General features: G+C 45.3%; 17 protein-coding genes. 15 read left to right on the forward strand and 2 right to left on the reverse strand.

The genetic code is table 11. The features are described from left to right. Positions 1 to 903: a LysR family transcriptional regulator gene (locus tag V1467_RS07030; protein ID WP_416308085.1), complete on the reverse strand. Its 903-nt coding sequence runs from the start codon at positions 901 to 903 to the stop codon at positions 1 to 3. A gap of 116 nt (positions 904 to 1,019) precedes the next feature. On the opposite strand from V1467_RS07030, the gene V1467_RS07035 reads away from it, so the two are divergent. The 11 genes from V1467_RS07035 to V1467_RS07085 all read left to right on the forward strand — a co-directional run bounded on the left by V1467_RS07035 (position 1,020) and on the right by V1467_RS07085 (position 12,940). After that, the gene (locus tag V1467_RS07035) at positions 1,020 to 1,778 is read left to right on the forward strand and encodes an SDR family oxidoreductase (protein ID WP_416308086.1); all 759 of its coding nucleotides are present in this window, start codon (positions 1,020 to 1,022) and stop codon (positions 1,776 to 1,778) included. A gap of 144 nt (positions 1,779 to 1,922) precedes the next feature. Beyond that, positions 1,923 to 2,288 carry a YacL family protein gene (locus tag V1467_RS07040; protein ID WP_416308087.1) on the forward strand — a complete coding sequence of 122 codons (366 nt, stop codon included), beginning with the start codon at positions 1,923 to 1,925 and terminating at the stop codon, positions 2,286 to 2,288. A gap of 8 nt (positions 2,289 to 2,296) precedes the next feature. Then, the gene (gene yjjX, locus V1467_RS07045; RefSeq protein ID WP_416308088.1) at positions 2,297 to 2,836 is read left to right on the forward strand and encodes an inosine/xanthosine triphosphatase; all 540 of its coding nucleotides are present in this window, start codon (positions 2,297 to 2,299) and stop codon (positions 2,834 to 2,836) included. A 269-nt stretch (positions 2,837 to 3,105) separates the two neighbouring features. Further along, the gene (locus V1467_RS07050) at positions 3,106 to 3,543 is read left to right on the forward strand and encodes a hypothetical protein (RefSeq protein WP_416308089.1); all 438 of its coding nucleotides are present in this window, start codon (positions 3,106 to 3,108) and stop codon (positions 3,541 to 3,543) included. Positions 3,544 to 3,804: 261 nt separating this feature from the next. Then, positions 3,805 to 5,373, forward strand: a complete 1,569-nt coding sequence (locus V1467_RS07055) for an inorganic phosphate transporter (protein ID WP_416308090.1) — start codon at positions 3,805 to 3,807, stop codon at positions 5,371 to 5,373. Positions 5,374 to 5,533: 160 nt separating this feature from the next. Further along, on the forward strand, positions 5,534 to 6,091 hold the full coding sequence (locus V1467_RS07060; RefSeq protein WP_416308091.1) for a PH domain-containing protein: 558 nt from the start codon (positions 5,534 to 5,536) through the stop codon (positions 6,089 to 6,091). Then, positions 6,081 to 7,631, forward strand: a complete 1,551-nt coding sequence (locus V1467_RS07065; RefSeq protein WP_416308092.1) for a PH domain-containing protein — start codon at positions 6,081 to 6,083, stop codon at positions 7,629 to 7,631. The genes V1467_RS07060 and V1467_RS07065 overlap by 11 nt, the downstream gene beginning before the upstream one ends. Beyond that, positions 7,628 to 8,464 carry a formate dehydrogenase accessory sulfurtransferase FdhD gene (fdhD, locus tag V1467_RS07070; protein ID WP_416308093.1) on the forward strand — a complete coding sequence of 279 codons (837 nt, stop codon included), beginning with the start codon at positions 7,628 to 7,630 and terminating at the stop codon, positions 8,462 to 8,464. Before V1467_RS07065 ends, fdhD begins: the two co-directional genes overlap by 4 nt. After that, entirely contained in the window at positions 8,461 to 10,767 is a 2,307-nt protein-coding gene (locus V1467_RS07075) for an FdhF/YdeP family oxidoreductase (protein WP_416308094.1), read from the forward strand. Before fdhD ends, V1467_RS07075 begins: the two co-directional genes overlap by 4 nt. Positions 10,768 to 11,955: 1,188 nt before the next feature. Then, complete coding sequence (locus V1467_RS07080) at positions 11,956 to 12,345, forward strand: hypothetical protein (RefSeq protein WP_416308095.1); 390 nt, start codon at positions 11,956 to 11,958, stop codon at positions 12,343 to 12,345. 106 nt (positions 12,346 to 12,451) lie between these two features. Then, on the forward strand, positions 12,452 to 12,940 hold the full coding sequence (locus V1467_RS07085; RefSeq protein ID WP_416308096.1) for a hypothetical protein: 489 nt from the start codon (positions 12,452 to 12,454) through the stop codon (positions 12,938 to 12,940). A gap of 350 nt (positions 12,941 to 13,290) precedes the next feature. Here the strand turns inward: V1467_RS07085 and V1467_RS07090 are convergent, their stop codons facing one another. Then, on the reverse strand, positions 13,291 to 14,532 hold the full coding sequence (locus tag V1467_RS07090; RefSeq protein WP_416308097.1) for an ectonucleotide pyrophosphatase/phosphodiesterase: 1,242 nt from the start codon (positions 14,530 to 14,532) through the stop codon (positions 13,291 to 13,293). A gap of 286 nt (positions 14,533 to 14,818) precedes the next feature. On the opposite strand from V1467_RS07090, the gene V1467_RS07095 reads away from it, so the two are divergent. The 4 genes from V1467_RS07095 (at position 14,819) to V1467_RS07110 (ending at position 18,731) form a co-directional block, all read left to right on the forward strand. Next, positions 14,819 to 16,753, forward strand: coding sequence for an ATP-dependent DNA helicase (locus V1467_RS07095; protein ID WP_416308098.1), 1,935 nt, complete (start codon positions 14,819 to 14,821; stop codon positions 16,751 to 16,753). Then, a complete protein-coding gene (gene tsaB / locus V1467_RS07100) occupies positions 16,750 to 17,454 on the forward strand; it encodes a tRNA (adenosine(37)-N6)-threonylcarbamoyltransferase complex dimerization subunit type 1 TsaB (RefSeq protein WP_416308099.1) in 705 nt (234 codons plus the stop codon). The genes V1467_RS07095 and tsaB overlap by 4 nt, the downstream gene beginning before the upstream one ends. Positions 17,455 to 17,608: 154 nt before the next feature. Continuing rightward, the gene (locus tag V1467_RS07105; RefSeq protein WP_416308100.1) at positions 17,609 to 17,926 is read left to right on the forward strand and encodes a hypothetical protein; all 318 of its coding nucleotides are present in this window, start codon (positions 17,609 to 17,611) and stop codon (positions 17,924 to 17,926) included. A gap of 121 nt (positions 17,927 to 18,047) precedes the next feature. Beyond that, positions 18,048 to 18,731, forward strand: coding sequence for a Slp family lipoprotein (locus V1467_RS07110; RefSeq protein WP_416308101.1), 684 nt, complete (start codon positions 18,048 to 18,050; stop codon positions 18,729 to 18,731). The last annotated feature ends 1 nt before the right edge of the window (position 18,732 follow it).

Here is an 18,732-nt window from a genome sequence, read left to right on the forward strand (position 1 = left end):
CTAGCCTTGCGCGTAATCTTTAATTAGCAAGGTTAGCCAATCCATAAATACCTGAACCCGTTTAGATAAATTTCGCCGATTCGGATACAGCAAAGAAACCGGCATAGATTCCGCTGTATAGTTGGTCAGCACTTCCAGCAATTGTCCCAGGCTTAGCAAGTTTTTTACCCCTACTGCCGGCACCTGAATAATCCCTAGCCCTGCCAGACAAGCTGCAGTATAAGCTTCAGAGTTGTTAACCGTAACCGCTCCTGGCATGTCAATGCACCGATAGCTTTTGCCGTCATGGTATTCCCATCCGGCAGATTTACTCCCTATATTTTGTACGTAATGCACCAGTCTGTGTTCGGACAATTGTTCAATATGGGTAGGTTCACCGTATTGCTGGATATAGGCGGGGCTAACACAGTTAATAATTCTTAGCGTGCCAAGAGGACGGGCAATCAGTTCTGAGTCAGTCAAGTTGCCCACGCGCACCACGCAATCAAAACCTTCCTGAATCATATCGACCCGTCTGTCGGTGCTGCTCAGTTGCACTTCAATATCCGGGTGGCTGGCGATAAAATCCGCCAGGGCAGGGCAGACGATATTCTTGGCAATCGCAACCGGCATATCGACGCGGATCCTGCCACTGAGATTGGCTTCGGTTTGCAGAAACAATGTGCTGAGTTCATCCATATCGGCCAGCAGATCTTTGCAACGCTCGTAAAAAGTGACGCCGTCCTGAGTCAGACTGACTTTGCGGGTCGTACGATGCAACAGACGGGCGCCCATTTGAGTTTCAAGCCGCTGCACAGAAATTGAAATACTGGCTTTGGGCATGCCGAGGCTATCAGCTGCTTTGGTAAAACTGGCCATTTCCGCCACCCTGACAAAGTGCTGCATATCGTCTAAGCGATCCATTTCAATCCCTATTGTTAGCTTTTTATAAACAGTCTAATCAAATTTTGATTATTTATCCGTTTAATTGCGCCTAATAAACTAAGCCCACTGAAACAAACAACAGCGAGGGTAATAAAATGACAGCACAAATTGCAATTATAACTGGAGGAAGCCGCGGACTAGGCAAAAATGCGGCGTTACATTTAGCCAGAAAAGGTATCGACAGTATTATCACTTATCACAGTCATCAGTCTGAAGCTGAAAAAGTGGTGCAGGAGATTAAACAACTTGGTGCCAATGCGGTGGCATTGCAACTGGATACCGCTAACAGTAAAAGTTTTGAACACTTTTACTTGCAGGTAAAACAGACTCTGAGCGAAGGGTGGCAAACCGAGCAGTTTAATTTTTTGGTTAACAACGCCGGAATTGGTTTGGGGGCCAGCTTTGCAGAAACCACCGAAGAGCAGTTTGATCAATTGATGAATATTCATGTAAAGGGAGTGTTCTTTTTAACCCAAAAGTTATTATCTTTAATCGCCGATGGTGGAAGGATATTAAATATTTCTACCGGATTGACTCGCTTTTGCTCACCTGGTTACGCGGCTTATGCCTCAATGAAAGGTGCGGTAGAAGTGTTGACCCAGTATTTAGCGAAAGAACTGGGGGAACGGGGGATCTCGGTTAATGTATTAGCGCCGGGGGCAATTGAAACCGATTTTCGTGGCGGTGCAATACGCAATAATAAAGAGCTAAAAGATTTTCTTGCCTCTCAAACTGCGTTGGGCAGAGTCGGACTGCCGGACGATATCGGCGGTGTGATTGCATCGTTGTTGAGTGGCGATAACCAGTGGATCACTGCGCAACGCATTGAAGCTTCCGGCGGCATGTTTTTATAGCAATCATTAGAGCCTGTTGATCTTTGCAAAAGTATACCGCAAAGATCAACAGGCTCTAGTCGATAATCTTCCGCGCCACTTGTAAACCCGGTTTATTTGTGGCGCAATTCCCTCCCTTTTGTTGGTCTTAAAAGTTATCCTTGCATGGAATACCAGTTTACCCGTCGCGACAATGCCAAACCTGTTGCGCATTTTTTAATGGGGGCCGAAGCCTTTGGACGCTGGTTTAGCGATGAATTGGGGGCTAATCAGCTACTCGTTAAGCAAATACTAGATATCATCCAGCAACTTGAACAACGTCAACTCAGTGAATATCAGCTGGTTGGCAGTGAGTTTGTGCTGCACCTTGCGACTGATGAGGTAGAGGTAACCGGTAAGGAACTACTCAGCGATTTTACCGATGAATTACCTGAAGATATCGATCTCTATCAACAAGAACAACAGGCTGGATGTGGTTTAGAGGATTTTAAACAGGTATTGTTGTCCTGGCAGCAGTTTATTGAGAGTTAAAATTTAATATGACAGAAAAGAAATTCAAGGTCATTGTTGGGTCACAAAATCCGGTAAAAGTAAATGCTGTCAAAAATGCACTAGACGCAGTGTTTGAGCCATCTTTAATTGAATGCATCGGGATAAACACACCGTCTGGTGTCGCGGATCAGCCATTAACGGCTGACGAGACTCGCCTGGGGGCAGAAAATAGAGTGAAATATTGTCAGGCTCAGCATCGGGCTGACTATTATATTGCGATTGAAGGGGGCGTCGATCAGTTTGAATATGGTGCCGCCACCTTTGCCTATGTGGTGATTAGCGATGGTCAAAGTCAATCTGTTGGACGCAGCGCCAACTTGCCGTTACCTGATTCCATTTACCAGGCGTTATTGCGAGGTGAGGAACTGGGGCCGCTTATCGATAAATTATTTAACACCCACAATATCAAACAAAAAGGCGGAGCAATCAGCCTATTCACAAATGGTCACGCCACCCGTGAAAGCGCTTATTATCAGGCGTTGATCCTGGCCATGGCACCCTTTCTAAACCCTGATCTATATGTCTGATTGATCCGGCTGGTATTGAACCGATGTAAAAGCCGTTTTCAAATCATCGCAATTCTGGCAATATACTTTCTTGCAGTAGTTAATTTATTGATAGATATCGATATTTTTACTGCGTAACAGGCAAGGATGCGGGTTTAATATTTCAATTTTGATGACGCTCTGATGTATCTTCTCAGTGTGACAAAATTTGTCACGTATCCTTCCATCACCTTAGATACCTGGTGATTACAGTTTGCAAAAATAAACGATCCCATTGGAAGGAAGGATAAATGAACGTTAAACATAAAATGTATCTGATAGTATTTTCACTGGCTTTATCAGCTTGCTCGGCCAGATCAACTTTTCAGGCAACCGATGGTGAACTACAGGTTAAAATAAATGACAATCCATCGATTACGGTTACTGAAAGTGTCACTCAGGAATATCCCACTACCAGTTTTGGTCAGTACAAGTTTAAGGTGAGTGCAGAAGGGCAAGAGCCCATGTACGGATTACTACCGCTAAAGTTTAATGGCGGGTATTTAGCCGCTGATATTATTCTTTTTGCTCCAGCGATGTTTTTTAATCTGCGTGAAGTTTTTCCATACTATCAGTTTGATGTGGCCGAGGGCGTTGTCAAATACAAGAAAAAAGATGCTAAGGAATGGATTACTTACAAACCAACTCCGGCAGAGATCCAGCATGCCAAAACTTATTTTCATGAATAAGTCATTGAGCAATTTACCAGTGAAATATCGGATCATCGGATATTTCAGCGCAAATGATTAGATAAGACATTAACGTCGCCATGGCTTATAGCGGTAGTCGTGGCGGCCTTTATTTTATAAAAAGCTCAATCTTCCTCTTGGCTTGTTGCTGTTCAGATTCCAGTCATCATTCTGACATATATCGATGAAACTATAGTGCGCATGTAGATTAATCTGTTAATCAATCGAGTTTATCGATATACCACTAAAGTTGTTTCGCTGATGAAAAATAATGATACCCAGCTCAACCTGTTTTTCTTTGTATTACTCACTGCGTTAACCGGCTATTTCATTATGTGGGGGTTGGATTATACCCATCACAATGCCGTAATACTGTTTATTCTGGCGACGCTATTTGGCGTTTTTATGGCGTTTAATATCGGCGGTAACGATGTCGCCAATTCCTTTGGTACCAGTGTCGGCGCCGGTACATTAACCATTAAACAAGCTTTGCTGGTGGCAGCCATCTTTGAGGTGAGTGGTGCGGTCATCGCGGGTGGCGAAGTAACCAAAACCATCCGCAAAGGCATTGTTGATTTATCAGTCGTATCGGTAGAACCGATGCAGTTTGTCTACATTATGATGTCGGCATTGTTTGCGGCGGCTTTGTGGTTGTTGATTGCAACACGTAAGGGCTGGCCGGTATCCACAACGCATTCGATTATCGGCGGTATCGTTGGCAGTTCCATTGCGCTAGGTTTTGCCGTCGGTGGAGCAGAAACTGGCTTTGCGTTAGTGAAATGGGATCAAATCGGACTGATTGCTTTTTCCTGGATCTTGTCGCCGCTATTAGGTGGATTGGTCGCTTATCTGTTGTTTGCCCAAATCAAAAAATATGTGCTGTGTTATAACGATGATGCAGATGCTGAATTACAAAGTATTAAAGCCTTAAAAAAGAAACATAAAGAAAAGCATAAAAAAGCCTTTGAGCGTTTGGCCGATATCCAGCAAATTGCCTACACCGGCGCGATGGTCAGAGATTCCCATGTGGTAGCAGATGAAGACTTTAATCCGGAGGATTTGGAGTCGGATTACTACAAGGAACTGTTTCAAATAGAACAACGCAAGAATAATGTTAATGCCACTCTGGCGCTGGAAAAATGGGTGCCTTTGTTTGCGGCGCTTGGCGGTATGCTGATTTCCGGTATGTTGCTGTTTAAAGGTTTAAAAAATATCGAGATGGGACTATCCACGCTACATAATTATTTAATTATGTTTATGGTGGGGGCCGCAATTTGGATGGCCACCTTTATCTTTGCCAAAACATTGAAAGGCAAAGATTTACAAAAGTCCACTTTTCTGATGTTTAGCTGGATGCAGGTGTTTACCGCCGCCGGATTTGCTTTTAGTCACGGCTCAAATGATATCGCCAATGCGATTGGGCCATTTGCTGCAGTGCTTGATGTGTTGCGGCATGGTGAGATTGGTGCAACCGCAGCAGTGCCGACTATTGCGATGGTGACTTTTGGCGTCGCCTTGATTGTCGGATTATGGTTTATCGGCAAAGAAGTGATCCAGACTGTCGGCCATAACCTGACCAAGATGCACCCCTCATCCGGATTTTCTGCCGAACTGGCCGCTGCTGCAGTGGTGATGCTGGCGACATTATTGGGATTACCCGTTTCCAGTACCCATATTCTAATTGGCGCAGTATTAGGGGTGGGCCTCGTTAACCGCAATACTAACTGGGGACTAATGAAGCCGATTGGCATGGCCTGGATCATTACCTTACCGGCCGCGGGTTTATTGTCCGCCATAACCTTTTTTGTGTTGCGCGCCAGTTTTGGCTGATCATGGTCTTGGCCAAGTGACAGGCCAGTAAAACCAATTTACGGGCGTTAGTTGATTTGAAGCAGATGGATTTTTAGTACATTCCATCTCCTGCGAATATTTCTAAACTCTCATTGTGGTGGTAAGTTAACTCCATTGTGTAAGTAAAATGGATTAACCTGTGCAACAATTTTCCAATCAGGCTGTTTCGAGTGACAGCCTGCCTCAAGTCGAATTACAAACATACGAGCCTCTGGCTGACAACGCACCTTGGGAGTCATTCTGGGGTTCGACTATTTTTAACGCTATTTTGCTCGTTGGTATTACGATATTCCTGTTAGTGACGAATATACCGTTTAACCTGCTGGTTAAACTTGCACTGGGGTTAGTGATTGGGCTCATGGCATTGAATTATTGGCATGCTTTTGCCAGTCATCCCTATAAAGGTGTGCGCTTGCGTGAACAGGATATTCTGTTTAAAAAAGGCATGTTCTGGCGCTCTGTGACTATTGTGCCTTTTAATCGTATCCAGCATCTGGAAACTCACCGCGGCCCCATTGAACGAAAGCTGGGACTGTCCAGCTTGAAATTTTATACCGCCGGAGGCGCGGGAGCGGATTTAAAAATTTCGGGGCTGGAGGTCGTGCGGGCAGAACAGATCAAACATCATGTCCTGAAAAAAGCTGGTTTATGGCAGCCCGACCAATCCATCAAGGGGCAGATCAATAATGACAGCTGATAACACCTTGCCAAAAAAGCTCAGCGCCGTTAATCCAGCGACAGAATGGACGCGACTATCACCGGTTGCTATTGCCTACTTTATGGTTAAATTCACCTTACGCTTTTTAAAAGAAGGGCTGCAGACCGCATTACCCGGTATTGCGGTGTTTATAGCCTCGGTTGATAACAAGCTGTTCTGGCTGAGCATTATTTTGCCGGTGTTATTGCTGTTGATTGTGCTGTTTGCTGCGTTGTATTGGTGGAACTACAAATTCTGTATTCAGGACAATGAAATCCTGGTCGATCAGGGTGTTTTTAAAAAACAGCGGCTTAACCTGAGTTTTTCGCGGGTACAGAATGTCAATATCGCCATTCCATTCTATTTTGCGCCGTTTAATCTGGTTAACTGTATTTTTGATTCGGCCGGTTCCAGTAAAGCTGAGGTAAATTTACCCGGTGTCAGTGGCAATTTTGCCAGGGATGTCCGCCAGGCAATATTTAACTTTAACCGCCAACAGAAAGAAGATGACCAAACCTCTAGCCAAGTGGAAAAAGATGATATCACTGACGCTAATAGCAATGGTGAGCTTGTGTTGCAGATGGCCAATAAGGAAGCGGCCAAATACGGTTTGACTAATTTGATGGCGCTGGTATTTGTAGCAGCGTTAATGCCTTTTATTGATGACATTGGTGAACTGGTCAAGTTGTATGTAATTCCCGAAATCGAGCATGTAATGGCCTGGTTGGGTATTGAACTGCAAAACGGCAAAACTGTGGCGGTGGTCGTTTTGGTGATTTTGCTAATAGCTGTGGTGATTGGCTTTTCGGTATTAGCGGCGCTGTTGCGCTTTTATAATTTCCGCCTGTTTGATGATCAGAGTAAGTTAACCCGTTTCGCCGGCTTGCTGGAGCGTCAGCAAATTTCGGTGGCCAAACATAAGGTGCAGTCGATCCAGGTGTCGCAGAATATTGTTGCGCGGCTGCTAAATCGGGTATCCCTTGCTTTTAAACAATTCGGTACGGCTAATTTTAATATGGCGGCCAGTAAAGATATTATGATCCCTATGCTGGCACCGGATGAATGGCAAAATATCAGTCGTAGGGTGTTTGCTACCGATGGTGGAAAACAGCCATTTGCATCAATCCACTCCGCTTATCTGCCACGAGTGTTTGGTTATTTCTGGTGTATCCCGCTTGGTTTATTCTTTGGTATAGGTGGATTTTTTGTTCCTGTAATGTGGTTAGGACTATTGATGCTGATGCCAATTTTTTTAATTGTTTTGCAGTATTATCGACGCTATGGATTATGGTTTGATAGCGAATATGCTGCAGTTAGACGGGGATTTTTAGGCAACAAAATAACCTTATTTCCGTTATTCAAGGTGCAAAAAATTAGTTTTAGTCAGTCGCCCGGACAACGCCGTCTGGGTGTGGCCAACTTGCAGGTTATTGTTGCATCCGGTGCATTGTCGCTTCCTTATGTGCCGATTGAACTGGTGCATAAATTGACCAATAGAGCGTTGTTTTTAGCCGAATCTACCCAGCAGGACTGGATGTGACAAGCGTTATTGGCGTTAATATCAGTCGTATTCAGCACGGCGAGTCTGTTGAACATCAGGATAAACTGGCGATTGAAGAGCCGCTGAGTATTCATTTACGTCATGTGCAAGACGGGGAATACCGAACACGGGAATTTGTCAGTACCATGCGCACCCCGGGTGATGATCAGAATTTGGTAACAGGATTATTGCTGACCTGTGGGGTACTGCAATCTGCAACCCAAATCGATCATATAAAAGCGGTAGAACAGCCAAGGCAGCCCTTCTCTAACCTTTTGCTTGTCACCCTGCGTCCAGAGGTGAATATTAATAGCGTCGAGTTTAGCCGTCAGCTCGAGTCCAATTCTGCTTGTGGTATTTGTGGTCAACAACGCATAGAACAACTTTATCAACAACGCAGCGACGGGCCAGTACAACAGCTATTATTACTGCATGCCGGGCAAATATTAGCCTTGCCGGAGCAGTTGGCACAACTGCAACCGCTCTTCAACCAAACTGGCGGCAGCCATGCCATTGCTCTATTTGATCATCAGGGACATATTGTGGATGTGTGTGAAGATATTGGCCGTCATAATGCGATGGATAAATTGCTTGGTCGTTATTCGGACGTCCTGATGCAGCCCTCGTCGGGGTTTGGCGTATTGTTAAGTGGTCGTGCCAGTTATGAGTTATTGCAAAAGGCCGCCATGTTACACATCCAGATGGTGGTGGCCATTGGCGCACCTTCCAGCTTGGCAGTGCAGGTGGCGGAAGAACTGGATATCACCCTGATCGGTTTTGTTGGTAACGGTGGTTTTAACCTCTACAGCGGCAAGCAACGGGTATTGCCATGAGTGACAAACAAGTAAAAAGTGAACAGCAACAACAGCCATCCCCGGTTCAGAGCATTCATATTTCGGCTCCGAAAGAATGGGCGGCGGGCGTGCCGGCGGTGATTAGTGCCTATCAAAATGCCGCCACCAAAGTAGGACCGTTAAAAGGTGCAGGACTGTTACTACAAGCCAATCAACTAGAGGGATTTGATTGTCCCGGTTGTGCCTGGCCTGATCCGCTGCACAAAAGAGCCACATTCGAATTTTGTGAAAATGGCGCGAAAGCCATTGCCGATGAAGCCACCCGAAAAAAAGTGGGCCACCAATTTTTCTCTGAACACGCTATTGAGCAACTCAAACAGCAGCCGGATCGTTGGCTAAATGCTCAAGGCCGATTGGTTGAGCCGATGTTACTGGCTCCGGGGGCGACTCATTACCAGCCTATTAGTTGGCCTGAGGCTTTTGAACTAATCGGCAAGCAGTTGCAATCACTGGATTCACCCAATCAGGCAGCATTTTATACCTCGGGCCGTACCAGTAATGAAGCAGCATTCTTGTACCAGCTGTTTGTGCGTCAATTGGGTACCAATAATTTGCCGGATTGCTCCAATATGTGTCATGAATCCAGTGGTGTCGGGCTAGGTGAGACCATAGGTGTAGGTAAAGGCACTGTTAGTCTGGAGGATTTAGAAAATGCCGAGGCGATTTTTGTCTTCGGCCAAAATCCGGGTTCTAACCATCCCCGCATGTTAACCAGCTTGCAGGCAGCCAAACGTAATGGCGCAAAAATAGTGACTATTAATCCCTTGGATGAAACTGGGCTAAAACGCTTTAAAAATCCACAGGAAGTATCAGGTGTATTGGGAAGCGGCACTGCGCTACGAGATTTACATTTACCGGTGAACATTAATGGCGATGTGGCGCTGGTTAAAGGATTGTGCAAATCCCTGCTGGAAAGAGAAAAAACCGGCCAGCCGGTGCTGGACCATGATTTTATTCAACAATATTGCAATGGTTTTGAGGCGTTTAAACAGGACATCGAACAAACCGAATGGCAACACATTGAACAACACAGCGGTGTTAGCCGAGAGCTAATCGAACAAGCAGCACAAATAGCCTGTGAATCAACTAAAACCATTGCTTGCTGGGCCATGGGCATGACCCAGCATAAAAATGCTGTGGCCAATATTCAGTTGATCACCAACTTTTTAATGTTGCAGGGCAATTTGGGTAAACCGGGATCCGGTGTGTGTCCGGTACGCGGTCATAGCAATGTGCAGGGTGATCGCACCATGGGCATTTGGGAAAAGCCGCCCCAGTCCTTGCTTGATGCAATTGAACAGGAGTTTGGTTTTAAACCGCCCGCTGAACACGGCGTTGATACGGTAGAATGTATTCATGCTATGCAGCAACGGCAAATTAAAGTATTGATTGCATTAGGTGGTAATTTTTATCGGGCCACGCCAGATCATGACTTGACCGAACAGGCGCTGGCGAATTGCGATTTGACCGTGCAGATATCCACCAAACTCAATCGTTCACACCTTTTTACCGGTAAAACGGCCTTGTTATTGCCTGCGTTGGGACGCACCGAGCTGGATAAACAACCGACGGGTATCCAGTTTGTTACAGTAGAAAACTCGATGGGGGTGGTACAAACCTCACATGGCAAAATCCCCCCGGCATCGGATCAATTATTGAGTGAAGTCAGGATTGTGGCGGAAATGGCCGAAGCCAGTTTAGTCGATAGTCAAATTAGTTGGCGTGAGCTGGCCGATGACTATCACCGTATTCGAGAGCACATCGGCAAGGTGATACCGGGATTCGAGGATTTTAATCAACGTATCGAGGCATTGGGTGAGTTTCCGTTGCCTAATGCAGTACGAGACGCTCGCAAGTTCAATACGGTCAACCATAAAGCTAATTTTGTGATACATCCCATTGAACCGGTAATTGTGCCAGCAGGTTGTTTGTTGATGATGAGCATTCGCAGCCATGACCAGTTCAATACCACGGTGTATTCGGATAATGATCGTTATCGCGGTATTACCGGTACGCGCCGAGTTGTATTTATCAATCCGCAAGATATTGAGCAACTAGGCTTTACTGATGGGCAAATGGTCGATATTACCAGCCATTGGGCAGAGCAGCGTAAAACCGAGCGCGGTTATCGACTGGTCAGTTATGCCATTCCGCGCGGCAATGTGGCTAGCTATTATCCGGAAACTAACAATCTGATCCCGCTAGCCAGTGTGGCAGATAAGAGCAACACCCCGGCGTATAAATCAATAGTAGTGAGTTTAAAGGCTAGCGCAGAAACTTAGATTTGTTGGTTGTGTTAACGAGAGCCTGAAGATTTATCTGCTAAAAGTTAGAGTCGCTATTTAAAACCATGGCCTGAAAGTACAAGATAATTATTTACTAATCTGAACACGATTTTTTTACTACAAAGGAACAGTAAAACCAAAACCGTTCGTCCTGAGCCATTCGACAGGCTCATGACAGGCACGAGGAACGAGTAGTCGAAGGATGAACGGATTTGAAGGATAAATTTGTCATCATTAAATCATGTCATACTCGCGAAGGCGGGTATCCACAAACTTGCGGGTGAAAAGCCTTGTTTGTTTTTTGACTCATTAGAGGCGGTGCATTGAACTCATTGATTTAATTAACTTTGCAGAGTACCGTTAAAAAAATAAATCAGGAAAGAAGGAATTTCACCCGGTACGAATACGGGGATTTTTCCTTCTATTAAGTTGTTTTGGGCCGCCGACGCGCCAGTAGATGGTCAAAGGGATAGAATTCAGGGTTTCTAAAACAGCGGTTTAAAGACAAAAGTCGACTGGCGAGGTTGAACAATTTCTGGCAGGCTTTAAGCGTTAGCGGTGCCGCTGAAGCGAGCTTGCAGAGGACACAGCGAACCCGCTTCAAGTAAGGAAAGTCCACCCATCGGCGGTGATGGCAGATCAGGGAGAAGGTCATTGTCAAAATATCTATCAGAAAGTTCAGGCAGTTTCCCCTGCCGGATACACACAAAACAAATAGCTGCATCGGACGCTGAAAGGCGCGCCGTTGAGCTAAATCGTTATATTTACTGGGATAGGCAAAGTGCTAGCTAAAATATATCGAGTTTTTTATGCATTAGCCTTCGGTTGGATTGCATTAGAGAGATTAATAGTCTCCTCAAATTTTGGATTTCCAATCAACTATTGTGTACAGGCAGGGTTAGCTATAGCGGTATTCGTTGGTTATGTGATTTATTGCGTAAAGCAGACTAGTTTGCTTTTGAATGGGGTAGTTTTAGTTTATTTGTTCTTTTCATTTTTGTTTGTATTTCAAATATACGAAGAGCCTCTTGTCTCGCATCAAGAATACTTGGTGGCATTAGTATTAACGTTGGTCGTTGGGTTCCCTTTGCTTATAGAGAGATGGATGAATAATAAATATAACAAGTCAAGCAACAAGGATGCGCAAAAAACGCGCACCTACTTTTTGAAGCGTTAGAGGTCGCAATGTTTACCTGCCCAAGTTGCGGTAAAAAGGGAGTTGGTTTTTGGTCAAAACTTTGGTCAGGTTCTGACACTCCTTCTAAATGTAAATTTTGTGGCGCATTGAGTTGTGTTCATTCAAAGTATCGATTCGGCTGGCAAAACGCTTGGCCCACAGTTGTAAAGCTTGTAGGTGCCGGACTTTGTTTTTACCTGTTTAACTTATTTAATAATCCGTACTACCTGTTGCTGTTCCCTGTAATTTGGTTAGTTTGTTCAGTTTGGGAGTTGGCAACTTTGCCAATGACGTTAATTACTGAACAACAATCGTTGGAAGTTAAGAAATATGGAAATTGGTTTGTGTTTGGGATTTTGTCACTATTACTGGTGTTATATGTCACTAGCAACCTCTAACAAGCCAATGTTGTTCAGCCAGCAAGCTGATCTGGGAAAATTACTCGCTACCACTTCGTGGCAAAACACTCGCAATTTCCCCAAATTGAGGCGTTAAGGAGGAAGCTTGACAAATCTCATTTTTACTATCTTTTTGTCGTTTATCGTAGTCGGGTGCAGCTCCACCGAGACGGTCAAAGTTAAACCACCAGAAGAACTTATAGTTGGTGTATGGCACCTCAAAGACTACGGATCAGGGAATTACGAATATAGCCAACTTGGCTTTACTCGCAACGGCCGTAAATGTGTTGTCGCTGTTTCGATAGATGGAACGGGTAAAGCCAAACTTGATTACTACGATAATTCTTGGGAAATAAAAGACGGTGTTTTATATAGCAAAGTTGGTAACAGCCCATCAAGCTCATTACCCAAAGGCTACTTGATTAAAGACCATATTAAAACTTTAAATGAAGACGAGCTGATTGTGAAAATGGAAAGTGACTATGGATTTGAATCGCCATTAGAAAAACATCAGAAACTTCATGGCGTGGATCCGGAAAGAATTTGTCAAGTTGTAGAAAATTACGCTCGATTCGTAAACTACAATAATACCTAACAAGTTGCCCTAATTTCGCCGCAAACAACGCAAATGGGATAAATGCTCCCCAAAACCTTGTCATTGGCAAAGCGCTTGCAGCTCAAATAGGGGAGAGCATGGATACTATAATCGACATACTTCTTATGGCTGGTGTAATTATATTTTGTCTTTGTGGGTGCGCTTATAATGAGCAAACAACGCAAATAAGAAAAAGTAGACTTCATGCAAAAAGGTTTGTCACCTTTTCCTAGAATCAAAATCGCAACACAGCCACCCTTCGACTACTCTAGTTCGGTCAATCCAGACAACAGCGCTACGGGTTGTTTTTAGCTCGTAGCCCTAAGTTCGATACTCGTCGCTAAATCACCTTAACGCATTGCCGGTTTTAACACGTTTAACTTGCCATCAATATCATCTGGACTGGTCAGGTTTAAAATATCCATTATGGCCGGAAACACATTCACATTATCGAATTCGTCGATCACCAAACCGGATTTAAAATGTGGGCCGTTGGCGATAAACAGCGCTCCCATTTCCGGTACCTGATAGGGGTTAAAGCCGTGTGCACCGCCAATAGCTAAGTATTCCTTACCGGTATGCGGAAAGAAGGCTGGCGGAATGGCTTCCAGTACAATATCTGCTATTCGGTCATTATCGTTGTAATGCAGTTCAGCCGGAAACTGACCTTTTCGATAGGTGGTATAACGTTCGTTGGCGGTTTTGATGAGTCGTTGTTCAGTAATATTAATATCACTTATCGTCGTGTCTGGCTTGGCATATAACATTAACTGGGTGCCGCTATCCACCACTTTGAAATGTTCAAGCCCCGGCCAGTTTTGCCATTTAAGTTGGTGTTGAGCTTCTATCTGACGCATGCCGTGATCGGACACTACAATTAAATCCACCGGCAAACCGGTTTCCTGATCAATACGCTGTTTCAACTGACCAATATAACTATCGACCATGGCAACGGCCTCGGCGACTTCCGGGGAGTCAGGGCCATATTTATGTCCGGCGGTGTCCACCGCCGAAAAATAGCTGGCGATAAAGGCAGGGCGCTTGTCGTCGGGCAGTTTTAGCCAGTCAATAATCTGATCAATGCGCTGCTGATAAGGCGTAGCTTTATCGTAGTGAAAATAATAACTGGGCAGAGTGCCTTGTATTTTTGCATCGGATTCCGGCCAGAAGAAGGTGGCACTGCGCACGTCCTGTTGTTCGGCCAATACCCATAAAGGTGTGGCTTGTAACCAGTCGGGATTTTGGGCTGCTTTACCCATTTTGTAGATATCATCCAGCGGTTGATCGTAAAAAGTATTGTGAACCAGGCCGTGGTGGGCAGGATATTTACCAGTTACCAGGCTGATATGATTGGGAAAGGTAACGGAAGGGTAGCCGGGCCGCATTTTCTCGGCCCGCACGCCGGACGCAGCCAATTTGTTAAGATTGGGGGCAGAATATTTATCCAGATAGTCAAAACGGAAGCCATCCAGCGAAAACAGGATCACCGTATTATTGTTATGGCGCTCAATCTGTTGTTGTGGCCAGAAGAATACAGATAAAAGCACCACTAGAGCGCAAAAAATGGCGGCGAAAAGAGATTTATTCAGCATAACGTCCTTGATATCAGTAAAAGTTGAAAAAGCGCCGAAATCCTACCCCAACAACTATGACTTTTATATTAAAATGCGTTGAGTTGACAGAAAGATTCGTTCATTTAAATAGGCTTTGATGCGTCTACCTCTGGTCGTTTGGTTGAATATCTTGTATAAACGGCAGCTTTGCTATCCACATTGCCGTTTTTGTGGATCAACATTTATTTATATCAACCCATTAAAACAGGGCTATCGCCACACATAATGCAAATATTTGTCCCGATTCATAACGTTGACCTTAGCCATGCCAACCATTAAGCAAGCTTTCGCCAAACAAGGTCATTTGTCAGAAGCCATCGAGGGTTTTATTCCGCGTCAGGCACAAACCGAAATGGCGGTGGCAGTAGGGCGGGCGATTTCGACCCGCACTGCGCTGGTAGTTGAAGCCGGAACTGGCACCGGTAAAACTTTTGCCTATCTGGTGCCAGCCTTGCTGAGTGATAAAAAAGCCATCATTTCTACCGGCACCAAAAACCTGCAGGAACAACTATTTCATCGTGATTTACCTTTGGTTAAACAGGCGCTGGATTCCAATAAAAAAGTGGCGTTGTTAAAAGGGCGTTCCAATTATTTATGTTTACATCGTTTGCAACAGCACAGCAGTAATACCACATTATTGGAAAAGAACACCCTGGCTGAATTGACTCAGGTCAGACAGTGGGCCAACAGCACCAAAACAGGAGATATAGGCGAGTTAAAAACCATTCCGGAAGACGCCCGGGTGTTGCCCTTCGTGACCTCGACTATCGATAACTGTTTGGGCAAAGAATGCCCGGACTATGAAGATTGTTATATGATCAAGGCTAGGGCAAAAGCGCTGGTGGCCGATTTAGTGGTGGTAAACCACCATTTATTTTTTGCCGATATGGCGTTAAAGGACACCGGTTTTGGTGAGCTCATTCCCGAGGCTGATTTAATTGTGTTTGATGAGGCGCACCAGATCCCGGATATTGCCAGCCAGTATTTTGGTGAATCCATGTCGACCCGGCAAATCCATGATATGTGCCGTGATACCGATATTGTCTATCGTACCAGCCTTAAGGATGCCGAGCAGTTATCCAAAATGGCTGACAAGCTGAAAATGATCAGCGCCGATTTACGTATTTTCTACCCCGAGCAGCCACAGAAAGGTAACTGGCGCGAGCAGTTAAATCGCTCCGAAATTGCCAGTCAGGTCAGTCGATTATCCGATACCTTGAATCAGTTCTATGAAGTGGTGAAGTTGCATTTAGGCCGCGACAAGGATCTGGATAATATTATGGAACGCTGCATCCAGATCCGTAGCACGCTGAAGATTCTGCTTGATGTACAACAAAAAGGTGTGAGTCTATGGTATGAAACCACACCCAGACATATCACCTTGCATATGACGCCCTTGAGTATCGCGCAGAAATTTGCCGATTTTATTGCCGAACCTAAGCGGGGTTGGGTATTTACCTCCGCGACCTTGATGGTAGACGGTGGCTTCAATCATTTTACCCGTCAAATGGGCCTCAATGGTGCCGATACATTATCTTTAGGCAGCCCGTTTGATTATCCGCAACAAGCAATGCTTTGCGTGCCGCGATTTTTGCCTGAGCCAAGCTCCAGAGAAATGAAAAACGTTTTATTGGACATTGCTCTGAAGGTGATTAAAGCCAGCCGTGGCCGCTGTTTTTTGCTCTTTACCAGTCACGCAATGTTGCGCCAGATTGCCGGGTTATTAGAAGACAAAATCAGCAATCCGGTACTGGTACAAGGCACCACCAGTAAACGAGCCTTACTCGAAGCCTATATCCAAAGTGATAATGCAGTACTGCTTGGCACCGGTGCATTTTGGGAAGGCGTGGACGTGCGCGGCGACGATTTGACCTGCGTATTAATCGACAAACTGCCTTTCGCTTCGCCGGATGACCCGTTATTACAGGCAAGAATTGAAGATTGCCGCAATAGCGGCGGTAACCCCTTCGCCCAAATTCAGATACCGCAAGCCGTCATCGCTTTGAAGCAAGGGGCAGGACGTTTAATCCGGGATGCCAGGGATAAAGGTGTGCTGGTAATATGTGACAATCGACTGGTGACCCGTGACTACGGTAAAATCTTTTTGGCCAGTTTACCGGATATGCACCGAACCCGAACCTTATCCAAAGCATTGGCATTTTTAGAGCAAATTCATCAGCAGGAAACCGTTACTACATGAATATTTTGATTATCGATACCTCTACCGAAGCCTGTTCTGTGGCCCTGCAATTTGATGATTCGCAATACTATCGTTATGAAATATGCCCCCAACAACATAGCCAGCGATTGTTGCCCATGGTAGACGAGGTACTGGTTGAAGCGGGTATTAAACTGCAACAACTGGATTATCTGGGATTTGGTCGTGGGCCTGGAAGTTTTACCGGGGTGCGTATTGCAACGGGGATGATTCAGGGACTGGCATTGGGGACAGACTTGTCTGTGGTGGGGCTTTCTACTTTGGCGGCGATGGCACAACAGGCATATCAGCTTCACGATGCCAAAGAGGTGATTGCAGCCACAGATGCCAGAATGGACGAAGTGTATATCGGTCATTATCAATTGCAAAACGGAGTCATGGTGTTGACGGGGGAAGAGCAAGTCTTGCCACCGGATGATGCCGTAACGCAGATCATTCTTCCGGCACTTAATGGTAATTCTAAATTGGCAGGAGTGGGAACCGGTTGGCAGGCTTATCCTGAACTGATGTTGCAGCATCGCCTTCAGTTTTGTAGCGACATTCTCTATCCTGATGCCCGTTATATGCTTAAACTTGCACAACAGGCAATAGAGCAGGGACAAGCCCTGGAGGTTGATCAAATTCAACCTGTTTACCTGCGTGATAAAGTGACCTGGAAGAAGTTGCCGGGGCGTGATAAATAGAGGAAAAAACGGAACGATTCTTGCCTCATATGCCCCAGATGGTAGAATACATCGAAGCAGGTTTGCTAAAAATCTGTTGTTGTCCCTACCAACCTGGTTCAGGATAAATGGTAGCTGGAATAGTAAAAAACTAGATTTCGGGAATTTGTGTTAAGTGGAAATTGAATCCTCTTTAGTTGCATCACAAAATGCGTTAGCTTCAAATCCGCCGGTTCGTGAACCGCAGCGGGACGTTGAGGCACGTCAACAGCAGCAACAGCAAAAAGTCACCCAGCTCCCCCGCAGTCAGGTTGTTATTCGTCAGGGAAATACCCAGGCGTTCGAAGATGCTGACAAGTTTCGTCAGCAACAGGCTATTTATGATCAGCCTGCCTCCAAAAACCGCCAGGCAATCAATGCCTATCAAACATTACAACGTGAAGGATTGCGCAGTGAAATCCATCAGTCATTGGGTGTTGATACCTACGTGTAATATCCGTTTTGACCGTTCATACGGATTTTTTACTGTAGCACTGTGATGAATTCAGTTATTGTTCAGTTGAGTCTATGCATAATCAACAATGCTGATAAACCGATTTCGTTGTGAGGATAATATGTTAAAAAAAATACCCCTACTAATCGCTGTACTGATGTTATCTGCCTGTGCATCTGTACCGGATAGTCTAAAGGTAGCCGAAGGACAGCAACTAGTCACCTACCAGCAAGTGATGTCGAATCCTCAAATTAACGTAGGAAAGAATGCCCGTTGGGGAGGTGTTATTGCCAGCGTCGAGAATAAGGCTGATAGTACCTTGCTGGAAATTGTCCATCATGATTTAAAAAGTAACGGTCGTCCGGCTCAATCAGATCAGAGTGTAGGGCGTTTTAGAGTCTATGTAGACAGCTTCCTCGATCCGATGATTTATCAAACCGGCCGCAGTATTAGTTTTGTGGGTCAGGTAAAAGGCACGGAATCCGGATTGGTGGGTGAACATAAATATACTTATCCGGCGCTGCAGGCCAGCAGCTATTATATGTGGGATGTAAGAAGCCAGATGAATGTGACCAGCGTGTCCATGTCTATGTGGCCCGGTTCATACTGGGGCGGTTGGTATGGTTGGGGTTACCGCGGTGGTATATGGCCTTATCATCAACGGGTCATCATCCGCGATAACGACAAACCCGGCACCAGCGGCCCGCAACCTGTGCGTCCTCGCGTGAATACTAACCCGAGAGTGGAGCAGCCAAAGGGGCTGGGTTCGAATAAACATCATGCAGATCGACGGATATTGGACTAAC

This window comes from Neptunicella plasticusilytica, from assembly GCF_047922965.1.
GTDB lineage: Bacteria > Pseudomonadota > Gammaproteobacteria > Enterobacterales > Alteromonadaceae > Neptunicella > Neptunicella plasticusilytica.